Here is a 23,913-nt window from a genome sequence, read left to right as displayed (position 1 = left end):
AGTCCCTTGCCTTTAATAAGCTGCGCTGACGCCGATCACGTCGTCAGGGTCCGCAGCAGGTTCTTGTAGTCCTCGCGGATATCCGCGTCGGATTCCTTGAGTTCGTTGATCTTGCGGCACGCGTGCAACACCGTGGTGTGGTCGCGACCGCCGAAGACGTCACCGATTTCCGGCAAGCTGTGGTTGGTCAGTTCCTTGGACAGTGCCATGGCCACCTGACGTGGGCGGGCCACCGAACGGGAGCGCCGCTTGGACAGCAGGTCGGAAATCTTGATCTTGTAGTACTCGGCCACGGTGCGCTGGATGTTATCCACACTCACCAGTTTGTCCTGCAGTGCCAACAGATCCTTGAGCGATTCGCGAATCAGCTCGATGGTGATATCGCGTCCCATGAAGTGCGAGTGAGCGATGACTCGCTTCAGCGCGCCTTCAAGTTCACGGACGTTGGAGCGAATGCGCTGGGCAATGAAGAAGGCCGCGTCATGCGGCAGGTCTACCTTGGCCTGGTCGGCTTTCTTCATCAGGATCGCGACACGGGTTTCCAGTTCCGGTGGCTCGACGGCCACGGTCAGGCCCCAGCCGAATCGCGATTTCAGTCGCTCTTCCAGCCCTTCGATCTCTTTCGGGTAACGGTCACTGGTCAAGATGACCTGCTGACCGCCTTCAAGCAAGGCGTTGAAGGTGTGGAAGAACTCTTCCTGGGAACGCTCCTTGCGGGCGAAGAACTGAATGTCATCGATAAGCAAGGCGTCAACCGAACGGTAGAAACGCTTGAACTCGTTGATGGCATTGAGTTGCAGCGCCTTGACCATGTCGGCGACAAAACGCTCGGAATGCAGGTACACCACTTTGGCATTCGGGTTCTTCTTGAGCAGGTGGTTACCCACAGCATGCATCAAGTGCGTTTTACCCAAGCCTACGCCGCCATACAGGAACAGTGGGTTGTAGCCATGCTTGGGATTATCGGCGACCTGCCAGGCGGCCGCGCGGGCCAGTTGGTTGGACTTACCCTCTACGAAGTTCTCGAAGGTAAAGGTGCGGTTCAGGTAGCTGGTGTGCTTAAGCGCACCTTCGACCTGCACCGTGCGTGTTTCGGTGCGACCACTTGGCGCCGGGGCGGCATTGGACTCGCCCATCGAATCAAAGCTGTCACGCGAAGGCGCGTCCTCGACCTCGGCTACCGCCGGGGCGGCAATAGGTGCCTGGACAGGCTCCTTGGCCACGGCAGTCTGTGCTGCCTGGGCCTGGGAGGCAGCGGCAGCCGCTGCCAATGGCGCATTGGGGGCGGCACGAGGCGTCGAACTGCGTCTGCTGCCTATTAATAAGGAAAGGGCAGGCGCAATACCGTTGCCGTGTTCGCCCAACAGCTCGAGCAGACGGCTCAGGTACTTTTCATTGACCCAGTCGAGAACAAAACGGTTGGGCGCATAGACGCGCAACTCGTCGCCTTCGGCTTCGACCTGTAGCGGACGGATCCAGGTGTTGAATTGCTGGGCAGGCAGTTCATCGCGCAGAAGCTCCACGCACTGCTGCCAAAGTTCCACTGACACGGATATCCCCTGAGTTGAAAGCCGGTGAGGCAAAAACAAGCCGCCATTGTACCGAGCACCAGCGCAGTTATCCACATGCAGGTGCGCTAAGGGTGGCGATAAATCAGCAGCTTAGTGACCAAAATGACCTTGCGGCACTGTGAATAAGCTCTGTGGATAACCGTGCCTGAGGTCTTTGCACAACTGGGGGCTGAAGTCGGTGGATAACTTGGCTGTGGATAACCATCGATTTGATCCACAGGTTTTCCGAGCATTCGACACAGCCGCAGCACGTCTTCTCGACAAGGTTTCAGATCTCTGTACATAGCGAAAATAAAGGCATGCAGCGTTTTATCCACAGAAATTCTTCGCTTAAGTTCTATAAGTTTTACAGAAAAGCTTTAAATAATTCCTCTCTCTTTTTTTATGTTTAAGCGTGTGTTGGTTCGCACGACCTGGCTCACCCGTCCATCCGAGTGATTTCCCGTCTATAAGGAAAAGCTGGTTGGAAATTGACCTGTGGCCCTGCTTTCTCTAGAATCGCCGGTCTCTTAAAACGGGGGCCATTCCGGCCCGTTGTGGACGAACCAGGTAACACGCCATGAAACGTACTTTCCAACCAAGCACCATCAAGCGCGCTCGCACTCACGGTTTCCGTGCCCGTATGGCTACCAAGAACGGTCGCGCCGTTCTGTCGCGTCGCCGTGCCAAAGGCCGTAAGCGTCTGGCAGTTTGATTTTTCGGCACTGGTGGTGAGTCAGGACTTCAGTCGGGAAAAGCGTCTGCTTATTCCCCGACACTTCAAAGCGGTCTTCGACTCCCCAACCGGCAAGGTTCCAGGGAAAAACCTGCTGCTCCTTGCCCGCGAGAACGGTCTGGATCACCCCCGCCTGGGGCTTGTGATCGGGAAAAAGAGCGTCAAGCTCTCCGTTCAACGCAATCGCCTGAAACGCCTGATGCGCGATTCGTTTCGCCTGCACCAGCATTTGCTTGCTGGGTGGGATATCGTGATCGTCGCGCGCAAAGGGTTGGGCGAGATTGAAAACCCAGAATTGCACCAACATTTTGGCAAGCTCTGGAAGCGCCTCGCACGCAGTCGGCCCGCTCCAGTGGTGAACACCGACTCTGTGGGGGTAGACAGTCAAGATGCGTAAACTGGCGCTCGTTCCGATCCAGTTTTACCGTTATGCCATTAGTCCTCTGATGGCCAGCCACTGTCGTTTCTACCCCAGTTGCTCCTGCTATGCGCTAGAAGCCATCGAAAACCATGGCCTTTTGCGCGGTGGGTGGCTAACCGTTCGTCGCCTGGGGCGTTGTCATCCGTGGAATGCCGGCGGTTTTGACCCGGTTCCGCCAGCTCCCTCTTCCCGTTCTTCTTCGATAGCCGAGTAATCATGGATATTAAACGCACGATCCTGATCGTCGCCCTGGCAATCGTGTCCTACGTTTTGGTCCTTAACTGGAACCAGGACTACGGCCAAGCTGCCCTGCCGACTCAGAATACTGCTGCCAGCAACGTTGCCCCGGCACTGCCGGACACCGCGCAGGCCGGTAACACTGGCGCCAGCGCCGATGTGCCGAGCGCCAACGCTGAATCCAGCCCTGCCGAACTGGCTCCGGTTGCAGTCAGCAAGGACCTGATTCGGGTCAAGACTGATGTCCTGGACCTGGCTATCGATCCAAACGGCGGTGATATCGCCCAGCTGATGCTGCCCAAGTATCCGCGCCGTCAGGACCATCCGGACATTCCGTTCCAGCTGTTCGACAACGGTGGCGAGCGTACTTACCTGGCGCAAAGCGGCCTGACTGGCGTCAACGGTCCGGATGCACGCCCGAGCGGTCGTCCGCTCTACGCCGCTGATCAGAAAACCTATCAACTGGCCGATGGCCAGGATCAGATGGTCGTTGACCTGAAGTTCAGCGATAACGGCGTCAACTACATCAAGCGCTTTACCTTCAAGCGCGGTGAGTATGACCTGACCGTTACCTACCTGATCGACAACCAGAGCGCTCAGCCCTGGACCGGTAACCTGTTCGCGCAACTCAAGCGCGACGCGAGCTCGGATCCATCCTCGAGCACCGCCACCGGTACTGCTACCTACCTGGGTGCAGCCCTGTGGACAAGTTCGGAGCCCTACAAAAAGGTGTCGATGAAAGACATCGACAAGGGGAATCTGAAAGAAAATGTTTCCGGTGGCTGGGTAGCCTGGCTGCAGCACTACTTCGTTACCGCCTGGATTCCGAACAAGTCTGACAACAACATCGTTCAGACCCGCAAAGACAGCCAAGGCAACTACATCATTGGCTTCACCGGTCCTGCGCTTAACGTAGCCGCTGGCGCCAAGGCTGAAACCAGCACCGTTCTGTACGCCGGTCCAAAGATTCAGGATAAGCTCAAAGAGTTGTCCCCAGGTCTGGAACTGACCGTCGACTACGGCATTCTGTGGTTCATTGCCCAGCCCATCTTCTGGCTTCTGCAACATATCCACAGCCTGCTGGGCAACTGGGGCTGGTCGATCATCGTCCTGACCATGCTGATCAAGCTGCTGTTCTTCCCGTTGTCGGCCGCCAGCTACAAGTCGATGGCCCGCATGCGCGCCGTGGCGCCGAAACTGGCAGCCCTGAAGGAACAACATGGTGATGACCGGCAGAAAATGTCGCAGGCCATGATGGAGCTGTACAAAAAAGAGAAGATCAACCCGCTGGGCGGCTGCTTGCCGATCCTGGTGCAGATGCCGGTCTTCCTCTCGCTGTACTGGGTTCTGCTGGAAAGCGTCGAGATGCGTCAGGCGCCATGGATGTTCTGGATCACTGACCTGTCGATCAAGGATCCGTTCTTCATCCTGCCGATCATCATGGGCGCAACCATGTTCATCCAGCAGCAGTTGAACCCGACTCCGCCGGATCCGATGCAGGCCAAGGTGATGAAGCTGATGCCGATCATCTTCACCTTCTTCTTCCTGTGGTTCCCTGCAGGTCTGGTGCTGTACTGGGTTGTGAACAACTGCCTGTCGATCGCACAGCAGTGGTACATCACTCGCAGCATCGAAAAGGCTACCAGTAAAGCCGCTGCATAACGGGTTAGTCAGCTAACCTGTGGACAAACGCCCCCTCGTGGGGCGTTTTGCTATCTGTCGTTTTTGTTGTGAGGCCTTCGAGCATGAACACTGTGCGTGAAACCATTGCCGCCATTGCCACCGCCCAGGGACGTGGGGGAGTGGGGATCGTGCGGCTTTCCGGGCCCCTGGCCAAGCAGGCCGGGGTTGCGATCTGCGGGCGGGAACTGATGCCCCGCTATGCCCATTACGGCCCCTTCCGGGCTGAGGACGGCCTGGTCCTGGATGAAGGTATTGCCCTGTTCTTCCCCGGGCCAAACTCATTCACCGGGGAAGACGTGCTGGAACTTCAGGGCCATGGTGGTCCGGTGGTGCTGGATATGCTCCTGCAACGCTGCGTACAACTGGGCTGCCGCCTGGCACGGCCGGGTGAGTTCAGTGAGCGGGCGTTTCTCAATGACAAACTCGACCTGGCCCAGGCCGAAGCCATCGCAGACCTGATCGAAGCCAGTTCCGCGCAGGCAGCCCGCAACGCCTTGCGTTCATTGCAGGGGGAATTCTCCCGGCGGGTGGATAACCTCACCGAAAAACTGATCAGCTTGCGCATCTACGTGGAAGCCGCCATCGACTTCCCCGAAGAAGAAATCGACTTCCTCGCCGATGGCTATGTATTGAGCATGCTCGATGATGTCCGGGCCAATTTATCCACAGTACAGCGTGAGGCCGGGCAGGGGGCGTTGCTTCGTGATGGCATGACCGTGGTCATTGCCGGGCGTCCGAATGCCGGAAAATCCAGTTTGCTCAACGTCCTGGCCGGGCGTGAAGCTGCCATCGTCACCGATATCGCCGGCACCACCCGGGACATCCTGCGCGAACACATCCACATCGACGGCATGCCGCTGCATGTGGTCGATACCGCAGGCCTGCGTGACACTGACGACCATGTCGAAAAGATCGGTGTGGAACGCGCACTCAAAGCCATCAATGAGGCTGATCGAGTGCTGCTGGTGGTCGATTCGACGGCGCCAGAGGCCAGCGACCCGTTTGCCTTGTGGCCAGAGTTCCTCGATCTGCGGCCAGATCCAGCCAAGGTCACGCTGATTCGCAACAAGGCCGACCTCAGCGGCGAGACCATTGCGATGGAACAGAGTGAAGATGGCCATGTGACCATTACCCTTAGTGCCAAGGACACCGACATGGGCCTCGAGCTGTTGCGCGAGCACCTCAAGGCCTGCATGGGATATGAGCAGACCGCCGAAAGCAGCTTCAGTGCGCGCAGAAGGCACCTGGAAGCGTTGCGTCAGGCCAGTACGCATCTTGAGCACGGTCGTGCCCAGCTGACCCTGGCCGGTGCTGGTGAGCTGCTAGCCGAAGACCTTCGTCAGGCTCAGCAGGCCCTTGGAGAGATCACGGGCGCCTTCAGCTCTGACGACCTGTTGGGTCGCATTTTTTCCAGCTTCTGCATCGGCAAGTAAACGTCTTTATCCACAGCCGGGTCTGCAACGGACCCGGCTGACGCCTCTTTTTTCCACCCGACCCCCCTCTCGCCAGGACAGCAAATTCGCTCGTCCTGCCCTCTCGCTTGTCTTTCTATCCCGATTTGTGCGGATTAAGCCCTGTGGAAAACTCGCCTTCAGCTCCGTTGATAACTGGTCTTCAAAACTGAAGATAACTGCGCCTGTGGGTAAGTAGCACTTTAATCCACAGGCTTAAAGCGCTTATCCAGAACGCTCATGACCACTAGACCACAGGGTTTTGAATCGCTGTACATAAGGTAAACAAAGGCCTACAGCTGTTTATCCACAGAATATGCGGTGTATAAGAATAAACATAAAAACAAAGCTTTAATAAATTTCTCTCTCTTTATTTCTATTGCACGCCACTCATCCACAGCCTGGTTAAATTTTGTGCAAAAGGTTCCTTTAGAGGGGGGTAAGTCCCTATACTTGTGCGTTATCCCTATCTATTCCCGAAACAGGCACGAGGTGCGTGGTGGATTTCCCTTCCCGTTTTGAAGTGATCGTCATCGGCGGCGGCCATGCCGGTACCGAGGCTGCGCTTGCGTCTGCACGCATGGGCGTAAAAACCCTGCTGCTGACCCATAACGTGGAAACCCTCGGTCATATGAGTTGCAACCCGGCCATTGGTGGTATTGGCAAGAGCCACCTGGTCAAGGAAATCGATGCGCTCGGCGGTGCCATGGCACTGGCCACTGACAAGAGCGGTATCCAGTTCCGTGTATTGAACAACCGCAAAGGCCCTGCCGTGCGCGCTACTCGTGCACAAGCCGACCGGGCCATCTACAAGGCGGTGGTGCGCGAAATTCTTGAGAACCAGCCCAACCTGTGGATATTCCAGCAGTCCTGTGACGACCTGATCGTCGAACAGGACCAGGTCCGTGGCGTGGTCACTCAAATGGGCCTGCGTTTCATGGCTGACTCGGTGGTACTGACTACCGGGACTTTCCTGGGCGGACTTATCCACATTGGCCTGCAGAATTACTCCGGTGGTCGGGCGGGTGATCCTCCTGCCATTGCCTTGGCCCATCGCCTGCGTGAATTGCCGCTGCGCGTCGGTCGCCTGAAAACCGGTACCCCCCCGCGTATTGACGGTCGTTCCGTGGATTTCTCGGTAATGACCGAGCAACCAGGCGATACACCGATCCCGGTGATGTCGTTCATGGGCGACAAGGCCATGCATCCACGCCAGGTCAGTTGCTGGATTACCCATACCAACGCCAGGACCCACGAGATCATTGCGTCGAACCTCGACCGTTCGCCGATGTACTCCGGCGTAATCGAAGGCATTGGCCCACGCTACTGCCCGTCGATCGAAGACAAGATCCATCGCTTTGCCGATAAGGAAAGCCACCAGGTGTTCATCGAGCCCGAAGGCCTGAACACTCATGAGCTGTACCCGAACGGGATATCCACATCCTTGCCGTTCGACGTGCAGCTGGAGATCGTCCGTTCGATCCGCGGCATGGAAAACGCACACATCGTGCGGCCGGGCTACGCCATCGAGTACGACTACTTCGATCCGCGTGATCTCAAGTACAGCCTGGAAACCAAAGTCATCGGTGGCCTGTTCTTCGCCGGACAGATCAACGGTACGACCGGTTACGAAGAAGCCGGTGCCCAGGGACTGCTCGCCGGAACCAACGCCGCTCTGCGTGCGCAAGGCCGCGAAAGCTGGTGCCCACGTCGCGACGAGGCGTACATCGGTGTGCTGGTCGACGACTTGATCACCCTGGGTACCCAGGAGCCTTACCGGATGTTCACTTCACGTGCCGAATACCGGTTGATCCTGCGCGAAGACAACGCCGACTTGCGTCTGACCGAAAAAGGTCGCGAGCTCGGCCTGATCGATGACGAACGTTGGGCGGCCTTCAGTGCCAAGCGCGAAGGCATCGCACAGGAAGAACAACGCCTGAAATCTACCTGGGTGCGCCCGGATACGGCGCAGGGTCAGGCCATTGCCGAGAAGTTCGGTACACCATTGAGCCACGAATACAACTTGCTCAACCTGCTGACCCGCCCGGAAATCGACTATGTGGGCCTGATGGAAGTGACCGGCGGTGCCGAAATCAATCCACAGGTCGCCGAGCAAGTCGAGATCAAGACCAAATACGCCGGTTACATCGACCGGCAACAGGAAGAAATCGCCCGCCTGCGTGCCAGCGAAGACACCCGCCTGCCCGACGATATCGACTACAGCGGTATTTCCGGTCTGTCCAAGGAAATTCAGAGCAAGCTCGGCCAGACTCGGCCCGAGACCCTGGGCCAGGCATCGCGTATCCCCGGCGTGACCCCGGCGGCGATTTCTCTGTTGCTGATTCATCTGAAAAAACGCGGCGCAGGCCGCGAGTTGGAGCAAAGCGCTTGAGTTCTCTGGTCACCCCTCAACACGCCGAAGAGTTGTCCACAGGTGCCCGCCAGCTTGGTGTCGAGCTGAGCGAGGCCCAGCACGCGCAATTGCTGGCCTACCTGGCCTTGCTGATCAAGTGGAACAAGGCGTACAACCTGACTGCCGTGCGCAATCCGGACGAAATGGTGTCCCGCCATCTGCTGGACAGTCTGAGCGTCATGCCGTTTATCCACAGCGAGCGGTGGCTCGATGTCGGCAGCGGTGGCGGCATGCCGGGCATTCCGCTGGCTATCCTGCATTCGGACAAGCAAGTCACGGTACTCGACAGCAACGGTAAGAAAACCCGCTTTTTGACCCAGGTGAAACTGGAACTGAAGCTGGACAACCTGCAAGTTATCCACAAACGGGTCGAGGAGTACCAACCGGAGCTCCCCTTCACTGGAATTGTGTCCCGTGCCTTCAGCAGCATGGAGAACTTCACCAACTGGACGCGCCATCTCGGCGACGGCCAGACGCAGTGGCTGGCAATGAAAGGGCTGCATCCTGCCGATGAACTGGTAGCATTGCCGGCAGATTTCAGAGTAGATAGCGAGCAGGCCTTGACCGTACCGGGTTGCCAAGGCCAACGCCATCTGCTGATACTGCGCCGCACGGCATGACTGGGAACACAAGCAAGAATGGCTAAGGTATTCGCAATCGCGAACCAGAAAGGGGGGGTGGGTAAAACCACCACCTGTATCAATCTCGCAGCATCGCTGGTGGCAACCAAGCGCCGCGTACTGCTGATCGATCTCGATCCACAGGGCAACGCCACCATGGGTAGCGGTGTGGATAAACACGTCCTGGAACACTCGGTCTACGACCTGCTGATCGGTGAATGCGACCTGGCCCAGGCCATGCATTTTTCCGAACACGGTGGTTACCAGCTGCTGCCGGCCAACCGCGACCTCACCGCTGCCGAAGTGGTGCTGCTGGAAATGCAGATGAAGGAAAGTCGCCTGCGCACGGCGCTGGCGCCCATTCGCGAGAATTACGACTACATCCTGATCGATTGCCCGCCGTCGCTGTCGATGCTGACCCTCAATGCGCTGGTGGCCGCCGATGGCGTCATCATTCCGATGCAATGTGAATACTTTGCCCTGGAAGGCTTGAGCGACCTTGTGGATAACATCAAGCGCATCGGCGAACGCCTGAACCCGAACCTGAAGGTCGAAGGCCTGCTGCGGACCATGTACGACCCGCGTCTGAGCCTGATCAACGATGTCTCGGCGCAGCTCAAGGAGCATTTTGGCGATCAGCTTTACGATACGGTGATCCCCCGTAACATCCGCCTGGCCGAGGCTCCGAGTTTCGGTATGCCGGCCCTGGCCTATGACAAGCAATCGCGTGGAGCACTGGCTTACCTGGCCCTGGCTGGGGAACTCGTACGCCGTCAGCGCCGTCCATCTCGCACTGCACAAACAACTTAAGGAATCCGTATGGCCGTTAAGAAACGGGGTCTCGGACGTGGGTTGGATGCACTGCTCAGTGGTCCTACCGTCAGCGCGCTCGAAGAGCAGGCTGTAAAGGTCGACCAAAAAGAACTTCAACATCTGCCGCTCGACCTGATCGAGCGCGGCAAGTACCAGCCACGCCGGGACATGGACCCGCAGGCGCTGGAGGAACTGGCTCTGTCGATCAAGAGCCAGGGCGTCATGCAACCGATCGTGGTCCGCCCGATTGCCGAGAACCGCTACGAGATCATCGCCGGTGAGCGTCGCTGGCGCGCCAGCCAACAGGCCGGAATGGAAACCATCCCGGCCATGGTCCGCGATGTGCCCGATGAAGCAGCCATCGCCATGGCCCTGATCGAGAACATCCAGCGCGAAGACCTCAACCCGGTGGAGGAGGCGATCGCGTTGCAGCGTTTGCAGCAGGAGTTCCAGCTGACCCAGCAACAGGTCGCCGACGCGGTGGGCAAGTCACGGGTAACCGTGGCCAACCTGCTGCGCCTGATCTCGCTGCCTGAGGTCATCAAGACCATGCTGTCCCATGGCGATCTGGAAATGGGACATGCCCGGGCATTGCTCGGTTTGCCGGATGAGCAACAGGTGGACGGGGCGCGTCATGTTGTCGCACGTGGGCTGACCGTGCGCCAGACTGAGGCACTGGTTCGACAGTGGCTCAACGGCAAGCCGGAGCCTGTCGAACCCGCCAAGCCAGACCCGGACATTACCCGCCTTGAACAGCGTCTGGCAGAGCGCCTGGGCTCGGCGGTACAGATACGACATGGCAACAAAGGCAAAGGCCAACTAGTTATCCGATACAACTCGTTAGATGAGTTGCAAGGTGTGCTAGCACACATCCGCTGAAACAATTCCTTTTGTAGCGCGTAGTCGGAAATCACTACCCGGCAGTTGAATAGGGGTTAAACCGCCCCTATACTCTGCGCGCATTTTGTCGGCACAAATTATGCCAAGTCATTGCTGACTGGTTGGTCGACTTTCGAGGAGCAGTTGTGATGGAAACCCGCACGCCAAACCGCCTGCCTTTCCATCGCTGGGCGGTTTTTCCGGTACTGTTGGCTCAATGTGTCGTGTTTCTGTTGGCAACTTTGGCGTTGTGGCAGTGGCACGGGGCGGTCAGTGGATATTCAGCACTCTGCGGAGGACTGATTGCCTGGCTGCCAAATGTGTATTTCGCCTGGAAGGCTTTTCGTTACACGGGGGCCAGGGCAGCGCAGGCTATCGTCAAGTCGTTTTACGCAGGCGAAGCAGGCAAATTGATTTTGACGGCAGTGCTTTTTGCACTGACGTTTGCAGGAGTGAAGCCATTGGCGCCGTTAGCAGTCTTCGGTGTCTTTCTGTTGACCCAACTGGTCAGCTGGTTCGCGCCCCTGCTGATGAATATAAGACTTTCGAGACCTTAGGGCGTTTGAGGCAACCATGGCAGCAGAAACCGCTTCGGGCTATATCCAGCACCACTTGCAGAACCTGACCTTCGGTCAACTACCAGACGGCGGTTGGGGCTTTGCCCATTCCGCAGCAGAAGCCAAGGCAATGGGCTTCTGGGCTTTCCACCTGGACACCCTGGGTTGGTCGGTCGCACTGGGTCTGCTTTTCGTATTCCTGTTCCGCATGGCAGCCAAGAAGGCAACTTCCGGCCAGCCTGGCGGCCTGCAGAACTTCGTTGAAGTGCTGGTGGAGTTCGTTGACGGCAGCGTCAAGGACAGCTTCCACGGTCGCAGCCCGGTGATCGCCCCACTGGCGCTGACCATTTTCGTCTGGGTCTTCCTGATGAACGCCATCGACCTGATCCCGGTCGACTGGATTCCTCAGCTGGCCATCCTGATCTCCGGTGATCCGCACATTCCTTTCCGTGCCGTTTCGACCACCGACCCGAACGCCACCCTGGCCATGGCCTTCAGCGTGTTCGCCCTGATCATCTTCTACAGCATCAAGGTCAAGGGTATCGGCGGATTCCTCGGCGAACTGACCCTGCACCCGTTCGGCAGCAAGAACATCTTCGTTCAGATCCTGCTGATTCCGGTCAACTTCCTGCTTGAATTCGTCACCCTGATCGCCAAGCCGATTTCGCTGGCCCTGCGTCTGTTCGGCAACATGTATGCCGGCGAGCTGGTGTTCATCCTGATCGCCGTGATGTTCGGCAGCGGCCTGCTGTGGCTGAGCGGCCTGGGTGTGGTGCTGCAATGGGCGTGGGCTGTGTTCCACATCCTGATCATCACCCTGCAAGCGTTCATCTTCATGATGCTTACCATCGTCTACCTGTCGATGGCTCACGAAGATAACCATTAAGACCGCCTGGCGTGTCTGATGACCCTTCCGCAGGTATCGGGGAGGGTCGAAAACGTCCGCAAGGGCAGCTGTACCAAACGATTTTGTTTTACCGCTTCAAACTAAAAAACCTAACCAATACGACGTAAAAGTCGGGAGGAAAGATGGAAACTGTAGTTGGTCTTACCGCTATCGCTGTTGCTCTGCTGATCGGCCTGGGTGCTCTGGGTACCGCCATTGGTTTCGGCCTGCTGGGCGGCAAGTTCCTGGAAGGCGCTGCTCGTCAGCCAGAGATGGTTCCAATGCTGCAAGTTAAAATGTTCATCGTTGCCGGTCTGCTCGACGCCGTCACCATGATCGGTGTTGGTATCGCTCTGTTCTTCACCTTCGCTAATCCCTTCGTTGGTCAAATCGCCGGCTAATCACTCGAATTCTCGAGTGGTTTGGTGTGATGGACAAAGAACGAGCGAGGTGTTGGCGTGAACATTAATGCAACCCTGATTGGTCAGTCCGTTGCGTTCTTCATTTTTGTGCTGTTCTGCATGAAGTTCGTGTGGCCTCCGGTCATCGCGGCATTGCAAGAACGTCAGAAGAAGATCGCGGATGGACTGGACGCTGCCAACCGAGCAGCTCGCGACCTGGAGTTGGCCCAAGATAAAGCGGGTCAGCAACTGCGCGAAGCGAAAGCTCAGGCAGCCGAAATCATTGAGCAAGCCAAGAAGCGCGGTGCTCAGATCGTCGAGGAAGCCCGTGATCAGGCCCGCGTCGAAGCTGACCGTGTGAAGGCTCAGGCTCAAGCCGAGATCGAACAGGAAATTAACAGCGTCAAAGACGCGCTGCGCGCCCAAGTGGGTAGCCTGGCCGTTGGCGGTGCTGAAAAGATCCTTGGCGCCACAATCGATCAAAACGCGCATGCGGAGCTGGTTAATAAACTGGCCGCTGAAATTTAAGCGAGGGCGATCATGGCAGAACTGACCACGTTGGCCCGACCTTACGCTAAGGCGGCCTTTGAGCACGCCCAGGCCCATCAGCAACTGGCCAATTGGTCAGCCATGCTCGGCCTGGCTGCTGCAGTGTCGGAAGACGGCACAATGCAGCGCCTGCTCAAGGCCCCGCGACTGACGAGCGCAGAAAAGGCCGCCGCGTTTATTGACGTGTGCGGTGACAAGTTCGATGTACAGGCACAGAATTTCATTCATGTTGCCGCGGAAAACGACCGTCTCCTGCTGTTGCCGGAGATTGCGTCTTTGTTCGAGCTGTACAAGGCCGAGCAAGAAAAATCCGTGGACGTGGAAGTCACTAGTGCTTTTGCGTTGAACCAAGAACAGCAAGACAAACTCGCCAAGGTTCTCAGTGCACGGCTCAGCCGGGAAGTGCGCCTGCATGCGACGGAGGACGCCTCCCTAATCGGTGGTGTCGTGATCCGCGCCGGCGACCTGGTAATCGATGGCTCGGTTCGCGGCAAAATCGCGAAACTGGCCGAAGCATTGAAATCTTGAGTTTGAAGGGGCAGCAGAGCAATGCAGCAACTCAATCCTTCCGAAATTAGTGAAATCATCAAGGGCCGCATCGAGAATCTCGATGTAGCCTCTCAAGCCCGCAACGAAGGTACCGTCGTCAGTGTTTCTGACGGTATCGTGCGGATTCACGGTCTGGCCGACGTTATGTACGGCGAAATGATCGAGTTTCCAGGTGGCGTGTTCGGTATGGCCCTCAACCTGGAGCAAGACTCCGTTGGTGCGGTAGTACTGGGCGCATACGACACCCTCGCTGAAGGCATGAGCGCCAAGTGCACCGGTCGCATCCTCGAAGTTCCAGTTGGTAAGGAACTGCTGGGTCGCGTTGTCGACGCACTGGGCAACCCAATCGACGGCAAAGGCCCACTGGGCAACACCGAGACCGACGCGGTCGAGAAAGTTGCCCCGGGCGTTATCTGGCGTAAGTCGGTAGACCAGCCTGTACAGACTGGCTACAAATCCGTCGACGCCATGATCCCTGTCGGCCGTGGCCAGCGTGAGCTGATCATCGGTGACCGTCAGATCGGTAAGACCGCCATGGCGATCGACGCCATCATCAACCAGAAAGACAGCGGTATTTTCTGTGTTTATGTAGCCGTCGGCCAGAAGCGTTCCACCGTTGCCAACATCGTTCGCAAGCTGGAAGAAAACGGCGCCCTGGCCAACACCATCGTGGTTGTTGCCAGTGCTTCGGAATCCGCCGCACTGCAATTCCTGGCGCCATACGCCGGTTGCACCATGGGCGAGTTCTTCCGTGACCGCGGTGAAGACGCTCTGATCGTTTACGATGACCTGTCCAAGCAGGCCGTTGCCTACCGTCAGATCTCCCTGCTGCTGCGCCGTCCACCAGGACGAGAAGCGTACCCAGGTGACGTGTTCTATCTCCACTCCCGTCTGCTGGAGCGTGCATCGCGCGTTTCCGAAGAGTACGTCGAGAAGTTCACCAACGGCGCTGTAACTGGCAAGACCGGTTCCCTGACCGCACTGCCGATCATCGAAACCCAGGCTGGCGACGTTTCCGCGTTCGTTCCGACCAACGTGATTTCCATCACCGACGGTCAGATCTTCCTGGAATCGGCCATGTTCAACTCGGGCATCCGTCCTGCAGTTAACGCCGGTGTTTCGGTATCCCGTGTAGGTGGTGCCGCTCAGACCAAGATCATCAAGAAGCTCTCCGGTGGTATCCGTACCGCTCTGGCTCAGTACCGTGAACTGGCGGCATTCGCCCAGTTCGCCTCTGACCTGGACGAAGCCACCCGTAAGCAACTCGAGCACGGTCAACGTGTTACCGAGCTGATGAAGCAGAAGCAATACGCTCCAATGTCCATCGCGGACATGGCGCTGTCGCTGTATGCCGCTGAGCGTGGGTTCCTGACCGACGTTGAAATCGCCAAAGTCGGCAGCTTCGAACAAGCGCTGATTGCTTACTTCAACCGTGATCACGCCGAACTGATGGCGAAGATCAACGTGAAGGGTGACTTCAACGACGAAATCGACGCTGGCATCAAAGCCGGTATCGAGAAGTTCAAGGCCACCCAAACCTGGTAAGCCGCAGCGGGGGCTTTGCAGCCCCCGCTTGCTAACCTGATAGGTGTTACATGGCAGGCGCAAAAGAGATTCGCAGTAAGATTGCGAGCATCAAAAGCACGCAAAAAATTACCAGCGCCATGGAAAAAGTGGCGGTCAGCAAGATGCGCAAGGCTCAAATGCGCATGGCTGCTAGCCGTCCTTATGCGGAGCGTATCCGCCAGGTTATTGGTCATCTGGCCAACGCCAACCCGGAATACCGTCACCCGTTCATGATCGACCGCCCTGTAAAGCGCGTTGGTTATGTCGTCGTGAGCAGTGACCGTGGTCTGTGCGGTGGCTTGAACACCAACCTGTTCAAGGCCCTGGTCAAGGACATGGCGGTCAACCGCGAGCAAGGTATCGAGATCGATCTTTGCGTGGTTGGCAGCAAGGGTGCGGCGTTTTTCCGCAGCTTCGGCGGTAACGTCGTTGCAGCGATCAGCCACCTGGGCGAAGAGCCGTCGATCAATGATCTGATCGGCAGCGTCAAGGTCATGCTGGACGCTTACCTGGATGGTCGTATCGATCGTCTGTCCGTGGTATCGAACAAGTTCATCAATACCATGACGCAAACCCCAACGGTCGAGCAGTTGATTCCGTTGGTTGCAACCCCGGATCAAGAACTCAAGCACCACTGGGACTACCTCTACGAACCTGACGCCAAAGAGCTGCTGGACGGCCTGATGGTGCGTTACGTGGAGTCGCAGGTCTACCAGGCGGTGGTCGAGAACAACGCAGCTGAACAAGCTGCCCGGATGATCGCAATGAAGAACGCCACCGACAACGCCGGTGATCTGATCAGCGAATTGCAGCTGATCTACAACAAGGCGCGTCAGGCTGCGATCACCCAAGAGATCTCGGAAATCGTCGGCGGCGCTGCCGCGGTTTAACGGTTCAAATATTCAGAGGATCCAGCTATGAGTAGCGGACGTATCGTTCAAATCATCGGCGCCGTCATCGACGTGGAATTCCCACGTGACAGCGTTCCGAATGTCTATAGCGCGCTGAAAGTACAAGGCGCGGAAACTACTCTGGAAGTTCAGCAGCAGCTGGGCGACGGCGTAGTTCGTTCCATTGCGATGGGTTCGACCGAAGGCTTGAAGCGCGGTCTGGACGTCGTCGACACCAAGGCTCCTATCTCGGTACCGGTCGGTAAAGCGACCCTGGGCCGTATCATGGACGTCCTGGGCAACCCGATCGACGAAGCTGGTCCGATCGGCGAAGAAGAGCGCTGGGGCATTCACCGCCAAGCGCCTTCCTTCGCTGACCAGGCAGGCGGCAACGACCTGCTCGAAACCGGCATCAAGGTTATCGACCTGGTTTGCCCGTTCGCCAAGGGTGGTAAGGTTGGTCTGTTCGGTGGTGCCGGTGTAGGCAAGACCGTAAACATGATGGAACTGATCCGTAACATCGCGATCGAGCACAGCGGTTATTCCGTGTTCGCCGGTGTGGGTGAGCGTACTCGTGAGGGTAACGACTTCTACCACGAGATGAAGGATTCCAACGTACTGGACAAGGTTGCTCTGGTTTACGGCCAAATGAACGAGCCACCAGGAAACCGTCTGCGCGTAGCGCTGACCGGCCTGACCATGGCCGAGAAGTTCCGTGACGAAGGTAACGACGTTCTGCTGTTCGTCGACAACATCTATCGTTACACCCTGGCCGGTACCGAAGTATCCGCACTGCTGGGCCGTATGCCTTCGGCAGTAGGTTACCAGCCGACCCTGGCTGAAGAGATGGGCGTTCTGCAAGAGCGTATCACTTCGACCAAGGAAGGCTCGATCACCTCGATCCAGGCCGTATACGTACCTGCGGACGACCTGACCGACCCGTCGCCAGCAACCACCTTCGCCCACTTGGACGCCACCGTCGTACTGTCCCGTGACATCGCCTCCCTGGGTATCTACCCAGCGGTCGATCCACTGGACTCGACTTCGCGTCAGCTGGACCCGAACGTGATCGGCAATGAGCACTACGACACCGCTCGCGGCGTTCAGTACGTGCTGCAGCGCTACAAAGAGCTGAAAGACATCATTGCGATCCTGGGTATGGACGAACTGTCCGAATCCGACAAGCAACTGGTATCCCGCGCTCGTAAGATCCAGCGTTTCCTGTCCCAGCCGTTCTTCGTGGCAGAAGTCTTCACCGGTTCCCCAGGCAAATACGTTTCCCTGAAGGACACCATTGCTGGCTTCAGCGGCATCCTCAAAGGTGACTACGACCACCTGCCAGAACAAGCGTTCTACATGGTCGGCGGCATCGAAGAAGCGGTCGAGAAAGCCAAGAAACTGTAATCCCGGCGCCCCGAAAGGGGCGCTAATCAGGTTGAGGCAAGCAGATGGCTATGACAGTCCATTGCGATATCGTCAGCGCAGAAGGAGAGATTTTCTCCGGTCTGGTCGAGATGGTGGTTGCGCACGGTAACCTGGGTGATCTTGGTATCGCTCCAGGCCACGCGCCGCTGATCACTAATCTGAAGCCAGGTCCTATCACGCTGACCAAGCAGGGTGGCGCCCAAGAGGTGTTCTACATCTCTGGTGGTTTCCTCGAGGTCCAGCCGAACATGGTCAAGGTGCTTGCCGATACCGTGCAACGTGCTGCCGACCTGGACGAAGCCCAGGCTCAGGATGCCCTCAAGGCTGCTGAGAACGCCCTGAACGAAAAAGGCGCGGAGTTCGACTACGGCGCCGCCGCCGCACGTCTGGCCGAGGCCGCAGCTCAGCTGCGTACCGTCCAGCAAATGCGCAAAGGCAAGTAATCTGGCCACGGCCAATCACTTGTGATGCGATTGAGTTAAAGGGTAGCCTCGGCTACCCTTTTTCTTTTTCTGCGTTTTCTTCTTTTGGTCACATCGCTGACCACCCAGGATTGGTAGCCAGTCAATGTCCCTCGATATCGTTATTCTCGCCGCCGGCCAAGGCACCCGCATGCGTTCGGCGCTGCCCAAGGTCCTGCACCCGGTCGCCGGCAATTCCATGCTCGGCCATGTTATCCACAGCGCCCGCCAGCTTGAGCCACAGGGTATTCACGTGGTTATCGGGCACGGCGCGGAGCTTGTTCGTGAGCGCCTGGCCGCCGACGATCTGAATTTCGTCCTGCAAGACAAACAACTGGGTACAGGCCACGCCGTCGCCCAAGCCCTGCCGGCACTGAATGCCGACACCGTGCTGATCCTTTATGGCGATGTACCGCTTATCGAGGTGGATACCCTCAAGCGCCTGCTGGCCAAAGTAACCCCTGAGCAATTGGGCCTGCTGACCGTCACCCTTGATGATCCTACCGGCTACGGTCGTATCGTGCGCGATGCCCAGGGCCAGGTGGCAGCTATTGTCGAGCACAAAGACGCAAACGAGGCACAGAAAGCCATCAAGGAAGGCAACACCGGCATCCTGGCTGTTCCAGGTGCACGTTTGGCCGAATGGCTGGGCCGTCTGTCGAACAACAACGCCCAGGGCGAGTATTACCTCACCGACGTGATTGCCATGGCCGTTGCCGATGGCCTGGTGGTTGCCACCGAACAGCCGCTGGACGCGATGGAAGTGCAGGGCGCCAACGACCGTCGCCAATTGGCTGAACTGGAGCGTCACTACCAGCTGCGTGAAGGCCGCCGCCTGATGGCCCAGGGCGTGACCCTGCGCGACCCGGCGCGTTTCGATGTACGTGGTGAAGTAACTGTCGGCCGTGATGTGCTGATCGACATCAACGTGATTCTCGAAGGCCGTGTGGTCATCGAAGACGACGTGGTGATCGGTCCGAACTGCGTGATCAAGAACACCACGTTGCGCAAAGGTGCGATCGTCAAAGCCAACAGCCACCTCGAAGGCGCGATCATGGGTGAAGGCAGCGACGCAGGCCCGTTCGCCCGCTTGCGTCCGGGCAGTGTGCTGGATGCCCGTGCCCATGTGGGTAACTTTGTCGAACTGAAGAACGCTCACCTCGGTGAAGGCGCAAAGGCTGGCCACTTGTCCTACCTGGGCGACGCCGAAATCGGCGCACGTTCCAACATCGGTGCCGGCACCATCACCTGCAACTACGACGGCGCGAACAAGTTCAAGACCATCCTGGGTGAGGATGTGTTCATTGGTTCCAACAGTTCGCTGGTGGCGCCTGTGGATATCGGTGCCGGGGCTACCACCGCAGCCGGTTCCACCATCACCCAGAATGTGGAAGCCAGCCAGCTGGCAGTGGGGCGTGCACGTCAACGCAACATCGACGGCTGGAAGCGGCCGGAGAAAATCAAGAAGAGCTGACGTTATCCATAGCCGTGAAGAAAGGCCGACTGGATTGTGCATAAGTCGGCCTTTTTATTTTTTGTGGATACATTGCGGTTCGAGCCCGCAGGTAGGCGCCGGCTTGGCCTTCGAGTGAGTTATCCACACTCGATTTTTTCGTCTGCCCGCTTGACGCATATCCTTCTTTAGGTTTTGATTGGCATCGTTATCTTTCGAAACGAAACTTAAAGACACCATGTCGAAACGAAACACCCCCCAACGCCGACACAACATTCTTGCCTTGCTCAATGAACAGGGCGAGGTGAGTGTCGACGCCTTGGCCAAACGTTTCGAAACCTCGGAAGTGACCATCCGCAAGGACCTGGCGGCCCTGGAGGCCAACGGTCTGCTGCTGCGTCGCTACGGGGGAGCGGTGACCCTGCCTCAGGAGCTGATTGCCGATCAGGGCCAGCCTGTCTCCCTCTACAAGCAGGCCATTGCCAAGGCTGCAGTTGGGCGTATCCGCGAACACGCGCGGATCATCATCGACAGCGGCAGCACCACAGCGGCAATGATTCCCGAACTCGGCCATCAGCCTGGCCTGGTGGTGATGACCAACTCCCTGAATGTGGCCCGTGCCCTGAGCGAGTTGGAGCATGAGCCGGTGCTATTGATGACCGGGGGGACCTGGGACCCGCATTCCGAATCCTTCCAGGGTCAGGTTGCCGAGCAGGTACTACGCTCCTACGATTTCGACCAGTTGTTCATTGGCGCCGATGGCATCGACTTGGCCCGTGGGACTACAACCTTCAACGAGTTGCTGGGCCTGAGCCGGGTCATGGCCGAGGTGGCGCGAGAAGTGATCGTGATGGTCGAGTCAGACAAGGTCGGGCGCAAGATCCCCAACCTCGAGCTGCCCTGGGGCAGTCTGAACACCCTTATTACCGATGAGCGCTTGTCCCTTGAGGCACGCGAACAGATTGAAGCCCGCGGCATCCATGTGATTTGCGCCGCACTCTCCAAGGAGCATGAATAATGTGTGGAATCGTTGGTGCCGTCGCCGAACGTAATATCACTACCATTCTGATCGAAGGCCTCAAGCGCCTTGAATACCGTGGCTACGACAGCGCTGGATTGGCCGTCTATACCCAGCAGGGCAACCTGGAGCGCCGTCGTCGAATCGGCAAGGTCAGCGAACTGGAAGCGGCCGTTGCCGCTGAGCCGCTGGTCGGCAACCTGGGCATTGCCCACACCCGCTGGGCAACTCACGGTGCACCGACCGAAGGGAATGCTCACCCGCATTTCTCCGGTCAGGAGCTGGCGGTGGTGCACAACGGTATCATCGAGAACCATGAAGAACTGCGCGAGCAGCTCAAGGGCCTGGGCTATGTGTTCAGCTCCCAGACCGACACCGAAGTCATCGTCCACCTGCTGCACAACACCTTGAAAACCGTGCCGAACCTGGCCGATGCCCTGAAGTCTGCAGTCACGCGGCTGCATGGCGCCTACGGCCTGGCTGTGATCAGCGCGCATCAGCCTGACCGCCTGCTGGCCGCCCGTAGCGGCAGCCCGCTGGTGATCGGCCTTGGCCATGGCGAGAACTTCCTGGCCTCCGACCAACTGGCCCTGCGCCAGGTCACCGACCGCTTCATGTACCTGGAAGAAGGCGACATCGCCGAAATCCGCCGCGACCAGGTCACCATCTGGGATGTAGCCGGTGCTCAGGTCCAGCGTGAAACCGTGCAGTATCACGAAGGTGCGGAAGCAGCCGACAAAGGTGAATACCGCCACTTCATGCTCAAGGAAATCCACGAGCAGCCAACTGTGGTGCAACGCACCCTGGAAGGCCGTCTGGGCAAGGATCATGTGCTGGTCCAGGCGTTCGGTCCGCAAGCCGCCGAGCTGTTTGCCAAGGTGCGCAATGTACAGATCGTCGCCTGCGGCACCAGCTACCACGCCGGCATGGTTGCCCGTTACTGGCTGGAAAGCCTGGCAGGTATTCCTTGCCAGGTCGAAGTCGCCAGCGAGTTCCGCTACCGCAAGGTCGTGGTACAGCCCGACACCCTGTTTGTCTCGATCTCGCAGTCTGGTGAAACCGCAGACACCCTGGCCGCGCTGCGCAATGCCAAGGAGCTGGGTTTCCTCGGTAGCCTGGCGATCTGCAACGTCGGTATCAGCTCGCTGGTGCGTGAGTCCGACCTGACCCTGCTGACCCAGGCCGGGCCGGAAATCGGTGTGGCGTCGACCAAGGCATTCACCACCCAGCTGGTGTCGCTGATGCTGCTGACCCTGTCCCTGGGCCAAGTGCGTGGCACCCTGGAAGCCGGTGTCGAAGCCGAACTGGTCGAAGAATTGCGTCGCCTGCCGGCCCGTCTGGGTGAAGCCCTGGCGATGGATGCAATCGTCGAGAAAACCGCCGAGCTGTTCGCCGACAAGCACCACACCCTGTTCCTCGGCCGTGGCGCTCAGTTCCCGGTGGCAATGGAAGGTGCCCTGAAGCTCAAGGAAATCTCCTACATCCACGCCGAAGCCTATCCTGCCGGAGAGCTCAAGCATGGCCCGCTGGCCCTGGTGGACAGCGACATGCCGGTCGTAACCGTGGCGCCGAACAACGAACTGCTGGAGAAGCTCAAGTCCAACCTGCAGGAAGTACGTGCCCGTGGAGGCGAGCTGATCGTGTTCGCGGATGCACAGGCTGGCATGAGCAACGGTGAAGGCACCCACGTAATCGCCGTACCGCACATCATCGATGCGCTGGCGCCGATCCTCTACACCATCCCGCTGCAACTGCTGTCGTACTACGTAGCCGTGCTCAAGGGCACCGATGTTGACCAGCCGCGCAACCTGGCCAAATCGGTGACTGTGGAATAGCCGTTACTGCGTTCGAACCAAAACGGGTTTGATGAATAAAAACTGTCGCAACAGGAAGGGAGCCATTCATTGGCTCCCTTCTTGTATCCGGCAATCGATCAACGATGCCTGGCTGGTGTGGACGAGCGCTCCATTTGGGGAACGTTGTTGCACTGTTTAGAGGCGGTTTCTGCTTCGCTTTAGCTGTGCTGTGGTTGAAAACAGTCACTTTGTACTTTGGCGTGGATTTTGCGATGGCCTGGTTGAGCTAAATCAACGAGGACGATTCATGCTTGCCAACAGCCGCTTCATTTCTTGTTTTCTTCCATTTGCCTTTCTCCCTCTGGCCGAAGTTGCTCAGGCTGAAAAACAGTCATCTTTTTCCATTCTGGAGCAGCTCTCTGCTACTGCGACCAAGTTGGAACACGGTCAGTATGCGGGGAATTTCTATGTACCTTCTTCGCTGGAGAATGTCAGTTGGGGGTACTTGCCGAATCGCACCGCGAAGCCGGTGTTGACCGTCCCATCCGGAAGCGTGGTGACCTTTGACACGTTGTCTCATGAAGGCCTCATGGAAGATCAGGGGCGAGATCCGGTCGCCTATTTTGGAGCGCACGGCGTCAAGCCAGGGCAGGTGTTGAAGGAAGCGATTGCCTTGACAGCCTCCGATCGCGCACATGATTTCGCCAAGGATGGGCCCCACGTGGTCACGGGACCCGTTGCCGTGAAAGGAGCGCAGCCGGGCGATGTGCTCAAAGTTGAAATTCTGGCAGTCGAGCCACGGGTTCCCTATGGCGTTATTTCAAGTCGACACGGCTTTGGCGCGCTTCCGGGCGAATACCCCAAAAAACCGGCCCAGGCCAATGCCAGCGCCGAGCATCCGGAGCGTTACGGCAACCTGTCGATCTTCACTCCCATCGAACAGGGCGAGGAGGGGTATGTCGGCACGCTGGATGGCGGCGCGGGCAAGAAGATCCGATTTCCGTTGCATCCCTTCATGGGCATCATGGGCGTTGCGGCTAACACCGACCAGCCCGTACATTCTGTTCCCCCGGCCCACTATGGCGGCAATCTGGACGTGAACGATCTGGGCGCGGGCGCCACAGCCTACTACCCGGTAATGGTCCCCGGTGCGCTGTTCTACACCGGCGATAGCCACTTTGTTCAAGGGGATGGCGAGGTGGCGCTGACTGCGCTTGAAGGTTCGTCCCGGGCAACCTTTCGCCTAACGTTGCTGAAAAGCGGCGCCAAGCAAATTCCTGGCAGTTCGATTTCCCAACCGATGGGCGAAACAGATGATTTCTGGATCACCCTTGGGTTGGATGAGGATCTGGACGAGGCGATGAAAAAGTCCACACGCGAAGCGATCCACTTCCTCAAGACGAAATACGGCATCGATGAAGCGATTGCGTTCGCCTACCTCAGTGCCGCGACTGATTTTCAGGTCTCTCAGGTGGTCGATAGAACCAAAGGCATCAACTCAATGATCCGCAAGGCAGACTTCAGCGAGTTCGAGGATTAAAAGCTGCAACGCCTCTAGC

23 protein-coding genes are annotated in these 23,913 nt (G+C 57.9%); 22 read left to right on the top strand and 1 reads right to left on the bottom strand.

Going from position 1 to position 23,913, the window contains the following annotated elements; all coding sequences use genetic code 11:
- Nucleotides 1–35: 35 nt before the first annotated feature.
- Complete coding sequence (dnaA, locus tag H621_RS0106330; protein ID WP_028942561.1) at nt 36–1,550, bottom strand: chromosomal replication initiator protein DnaA; 1,515 nt, start codon at nt 1,548–1,550, stop codon at nt 36–38.
- A gap of 580 nt (nt 1,551–2,130) precedes the next feature.
- Between dnaA and rpmH the strand changes: the two genes are divergently transcribed.
- From rpmH to H621_RS0106230, 22 genes are all read left to right on the top strand, one after another.
- Nucleotides 2,131–2,265 (top strand): 50S ribosomal protein L34, encoded by a 135-nt coding sequence (gene rpmH, locus H621_RS27985; RefSeq protein WP_002551315.1) that lies wholly within the window; start codon nt 2,131–2,133, stop codon nt 2,263–2,265.
- Nucleotides 2,266–2,278: 13 nt separating this feature from the next.
- Complete coding sequence (gene rnpA / locus H621_RS27980) at nt 2,279–2,683, top strand: ribonuclease P protein component (RefSeq protein WP_167332096.1); 405 nt, start codon at nt 2,279–2,281, stop codon at nt 2,681–2,683.
- Nucleotides 2,676–2,921, top strand: a complete 246-nt coding sequence (gene yidD / locus H621_RS27975) for a membrane protein insertion efficiency factor YidD (RefSeq protein ID WP_082071379.1) — start codon at nt 2,676–2,678, stop codon at nt 2,919–2,921. The genes rnpA and yidD overlap by 8 nt, the downstream gene beginning before the upstream one ends.
- Before the next feature lie 2 nt (nt 2,922–2,923).
- The gene (gene yidC / locus H621_RS0106320; RefSeq protein WP_028942559.1) at nt 2,924–4,606 is read left to right on the top strand and encodes a membrane protein insertase YidC; all 1,683 of its coding nucleotides are present in this window, start codon (nt 2,924–2,926) and stop codon (nt 4,604–4,606) included.
- 83 nt (nt 4,607–4,689) lie between these two features.
- A complete protein-coding gene (gene mnmE / locus H621_RS0106315) occupies nt 4,690–6,060 on the top strand; it encodes a tRNA uridine-5-carboxymethylaminomethyl(34) synthesis GTPase MnmE (protein WP_028942558.1) in 1,371 nt (456 codons plus the stop codon).
- Between the two features lie 517 nt (nt 6,061–6,577).
- Complete coding sequence (mnmG, locus tag H621_RS0106310) at nt 6,578–8,470, top strand: tRNA uridine-5-carboxymethylaminomethyl(34) synthesis enzyme MnmG (protein ID WP_028942557.1); 1,893 nt, start codon at nt 6,578–6,580, stop codon at nt 8,468–8,470.
- On the top strand, nt 8,467–9,111 hold the full coding sequence (rsmG, locus tag H621_RS0106305) for a 16S rRNA (guanine(527)-N(7))-methyltransferase RsmG (protein WP_028942556.1): 645 nt from the start codon (nt 8,467–8,469) through the stop codon (nt 9,109–9,111). The genes mnmG and rsmG overlap by 4 nt, the downstream gene beginning before the upstream one ends.
- An 18-nt stretch (nt 9,112–9,129) precedes the next feature.
- Nucleotides 9,130–9,921: a ParA family protein gene (locus H621_RS0106300; RefSeq protein WP_028942555.1), complete on the top strand. Its 792-nt coding sequence runs from the start codon at nt 9,130–9,132 to the stop codon at nt 9,919–9,921.
- Nucleotides 9,922–9,930: 9 nt separating this feature from the next.
- Nucleotides 9,931–10,803 carry a ParB/RepB/Spo0J family partition protein gene (locus H621_RS0106295; protein WP_028942554.1) on the top strand — a complete coding sequence of 291 codons (873 nt, stop codon included), beginning with the start codon at nt 9,931–9,933 and terminating at the stop codon, nt 10,801–10,803.
- Between the two features lie 149 nt (nt 10,804–10,952).
- On the top strand, nt 10,953–11,360 hold the full coding sequence (locus H621_RS0106290) for a F0F1 ATP synthase subunit I (protein WP_010222722.1): 408 nt from the start codon (nt 10,953–10,955) through the stop codon (nt 11,358–11,360).
- A gap of 16 nt (nt 11,361–11,376) precedes the next feature.
- Nucleotides 11,377–12,246 carry a F0F1 ATP synthase subunit A gene (gene atpB / locus H621_RS0106285; RefSeq protein ID WP_010222723.1) on the top strand — a complete coding sequence of 290 codons (870 nt, stop codon included), beginning with the start codon at nt 11,377–11,379 and terminating at the stop codon, nt 12,244–12,246.
- A 143-nt stretch (nt 12,247–12,389) separates the two neighbouring features.
- Nucleotides 12,390–12,647: a F0F1 ATP synthase subunit C gene (gene atpE / locus H621_RS0106280; RefSeq protein ID WP_003097235.1), complete on the top strand. Its 258-nt coding sequence runs from the start codon at nt 12,390–12,392 to the stop codon at nt 12,645–12,647.
- 57 nt (nt 12,648–12,704) lie between these two features.
- Nucleotides 12,705–13,175, top strand: coding sequence for a F0F1 ATP synthase subunit B (locus H621_RS0106275; protein WP_028942553.1), 471 nt, complete (start codon nt 12,705–12,707; stop codon nt 13,173–13,175).
- Nucleotides 13,176–13,187: 12 nt separating this feature from the next.
- A complete protein-coding gene (locus H621_RS0106270; RefSeq protein ID WP_028942552.1) occupies nt 13,188–13,724 on the top strand; it encodes a F0F1 ATP synthase subunit delta in 537 nt (178 codons plus the stop codon).
- 21 nt (nt 13,725–13,745) lie between these two features.
- A complete protein-coding gene (gene atpA / locus H621_RS0106265; RefSeq protein ID WP_028942551.1) occupies nt 13,746–15,290 on the top strand; it encodes a F0F1 ATP synthase subunit alpha in 1,545 nt (514 codons plus the stop codon).
- A gap of 50 nt (nt 15,291–15,340) precedes the next feature.
- Nucleotides 15,341–16,201, top strand: a complete 861-nt coding sequence (gene atpG / locus H621_RS0106260) for a F0F1 ATP synthase subunit gamma (protein WP_028942550.1) — start codon at nt 15,341–15,343, stop codon at nt 16,199–16,201.
- A 27-nt stretch (nt 16,202–16,228) separates the two neighbouring features.
- Complete coding sequence (atpD, locus tag H621_RS0106255; protein ID WP_028942549.1) at nt 16,229–17,605, top strand: F0F1 ATP synthase subunit beta; 1,377 nt, start codon at nt 16,229–16,231, stop codon at nt 17,603–17,605.
- Nucleotides 17,606–17,649: 44 nt separating this feature from the next.
- A complete protein-coding gene (locus tag H621_RS0106250) occupies nt 17,650–18,069 on the top strand; it encodes a F0F1 ATP synthase subunit epsilon (protein ID WP_028942548.1) in 420 nt (139 codons plus the stop codon).
- Nucleotides 18,070–18,193: 124 nt separating this feature from the next.
- On the top strand, nt 18,194–19,561 hold the full coding sequence (gene glmU, locus H621_RS0106245; RefSeq protein ID WP_028942547.1) for a bifunctional UDP-N-acetylglucosamine diphosphorylase/glucosamine-1-phosphate N-acetyltransferase GlmU: 1,368 nt from the start codon (nt 18,194–18,196) through the stop codon (nt 19,559–19,561).
- Between the two features lie 217 nt (nt 19,562–19,778).
- Nucleotides 19,779–20,558 (top strand): DeoR/GlpR family DNA-binding transcription regulator, encoded by a 780-nt coding sequence (locus H621_RS0106240; RefSeq protein ID WP_028942546.1) that lies wholly within the window; start codon nt 19,779–19,781, stop codon nt 20,556–20,558.
- Nucleotides 20,558–22,393, top strand: coding sequence for a glutamine--fructose-6-phosphate transaminase (isomerizing) (gene glmS / locus H621_RS0106235; protein ID WP_028942545.1), 1,836 nt, complete (start codon nt 20,558–20,560; stop codon nt 22,391–22,393). The genes H621_RS0106240 and glmS overlap by 1 nt, the downstream gene beginning before the upstream one ends.
- A gap of 268 nt (nt 22,394–22,661) precedes the next feature.
- Nucleotides 22,662–23,894, top strand: a complete 1,233-nt coding sequence (locus tag H621_RS0106230) for an acetamidase/formamidase family protein (protein WP_028942544.1) — start codon at nt 22,662–22,664, stop codon at nt 23,892–23,894.
- Nucleotides 23,895–23,913 lie beyond the last annotated feature (19 nt).

Source organism: Pseudomonas vranovensis DSM 16006 (assembly GCF_000425805.1).
GTDB classification, from domain to species: Bacteria; Pseudomonadota; Gammaproteobacteria; order Pseudomonadales; family Pseudomonadaceae; genus Aquipseudomonas; species Aquipseudomonas vranovensis.
The sequence above is the reverse complement of the archived record's forward strand: the minus strand, read 5'-3'. Positions and strand labels throughout refer to the sequence as shown.

Bases quoted from the DNA above. Each gene is read 5' to 3' on its own strand.
- rpmH (WP_002551315.1), top strand. From the start codon at position 2,131: ATGAAACGTACTTTCCAACCAAGCACCATCAAGCGCGCTCGCACTCAC.
- yidD (WP_082071379.1), top strand. From the start codon at position 2,676: ATGCGTAAACTGGCGCTCGTTCCGATCCAGTTTTACCGTTATGCCATT.
- yidC (WP_028942559.1), top strand. From the start codon at position 2,924: ATGGATATTAAACGCACGATCCTGATCGTCGCCCTGGCAATCGTGTCC.
- mnmE (WP_028942558.1), top strand. From the start codon at position 4,690: ATGAACACTGTGCGTGAAACCATTGCCGCCATTGCCACCGCCCAGGGA.
- H621_RS0106300 (WP_028942555.1), top strand. From the start codon at position 9,130: ATGGCTAAGGTATTCGCAATCGCGAACCAGAAAGGGGGGGTGGGTAAA.
- H621_RS0106295 (WP_028942554.1), top strand. From the start codon at position 9,931: ATGGCCGTTAAGAAACGGGGTCTCGGACGTGGGTTGGATGCACTGCTC.
- H621_RS0106290 (WP_010222722.1), top strand. From the start codon at position 10,953: ATGGAAACCCGCACGCCAAACCGCCTGCCTTTCCATCGCTGGGCGGTT.
- atpB (WP_010222723.1), top strand. From the start codon at position 11,377: ATGGCAGCAGAAACCGCTTCGGGCTATATCCAGCACCACTTGCAGAAC.
- atpE (WP_003097235.1), top strand. From the start codon at position 12,390: ATGGAAACTGTAGTTGGTCTTACCGCTATCGCTGTTGCTCTGCTGATC.
- H621_RS0106270 (WP_028942552.1), top strand. From the start codon at position 13,188: ATGGCAGAACTGACCACGTTGGCCCGACCTTACGCTAAGGCGGCCTTT.
- atpA (WP_028942551.1), top strand. From the start codon at position 13,746: ATGCAGCAACTCAATCCTTCCGAAATTAGTGAAATCATCAAGGGCCGC.
- atpG (WP_028942550.1), top strand. From the start codon at position 15,341: ATGGCAGGCGCAAAAGAGATTCGCAGTAAGATTGCGAGCATCAAAAGC.
- atpD (WP_028942549.1), top strand. From the start codon at position 16,229: ATGAGTAGCGGACGTATCGTTCAAATCATCGGCGCCGTCATCGACGTG.
- H621_RS0106250 (WP_028942548.1), top strand. From the start codon at position 17,650: ATGGCTATGACAGTCCATTGCGATATCGTCAGCGCAGAAGGAGAGATT.
- glmU (WP_028942547.1), top strand. From the start codon at position 18,194: ATGTCCCTCGATATCGTTATTCTCGCCGCCGGCCAAGGCACCCGCATG.
- H621_RS0106240 (WP_028942546.1), top strand. From the start codon at position 19,779: ATGTCGAAACGAAACACCCCCCAACGCCGACACAACATTCTTGCCTTG.
- glmS (WP_028942545.1), top strand. From the start codon at position 20,558: ATGTGTGGAATCGTTGGTGCCGTCGCCGAACGTAATATCACTACCATT.
- H621_RS0106230 (WP_028942544.1), top strand. From the start codon at position 22,662: ATGCTTGCCAACAGCCGCTTCATTTCTTGTTTTCTTCCATTTGCCTTT.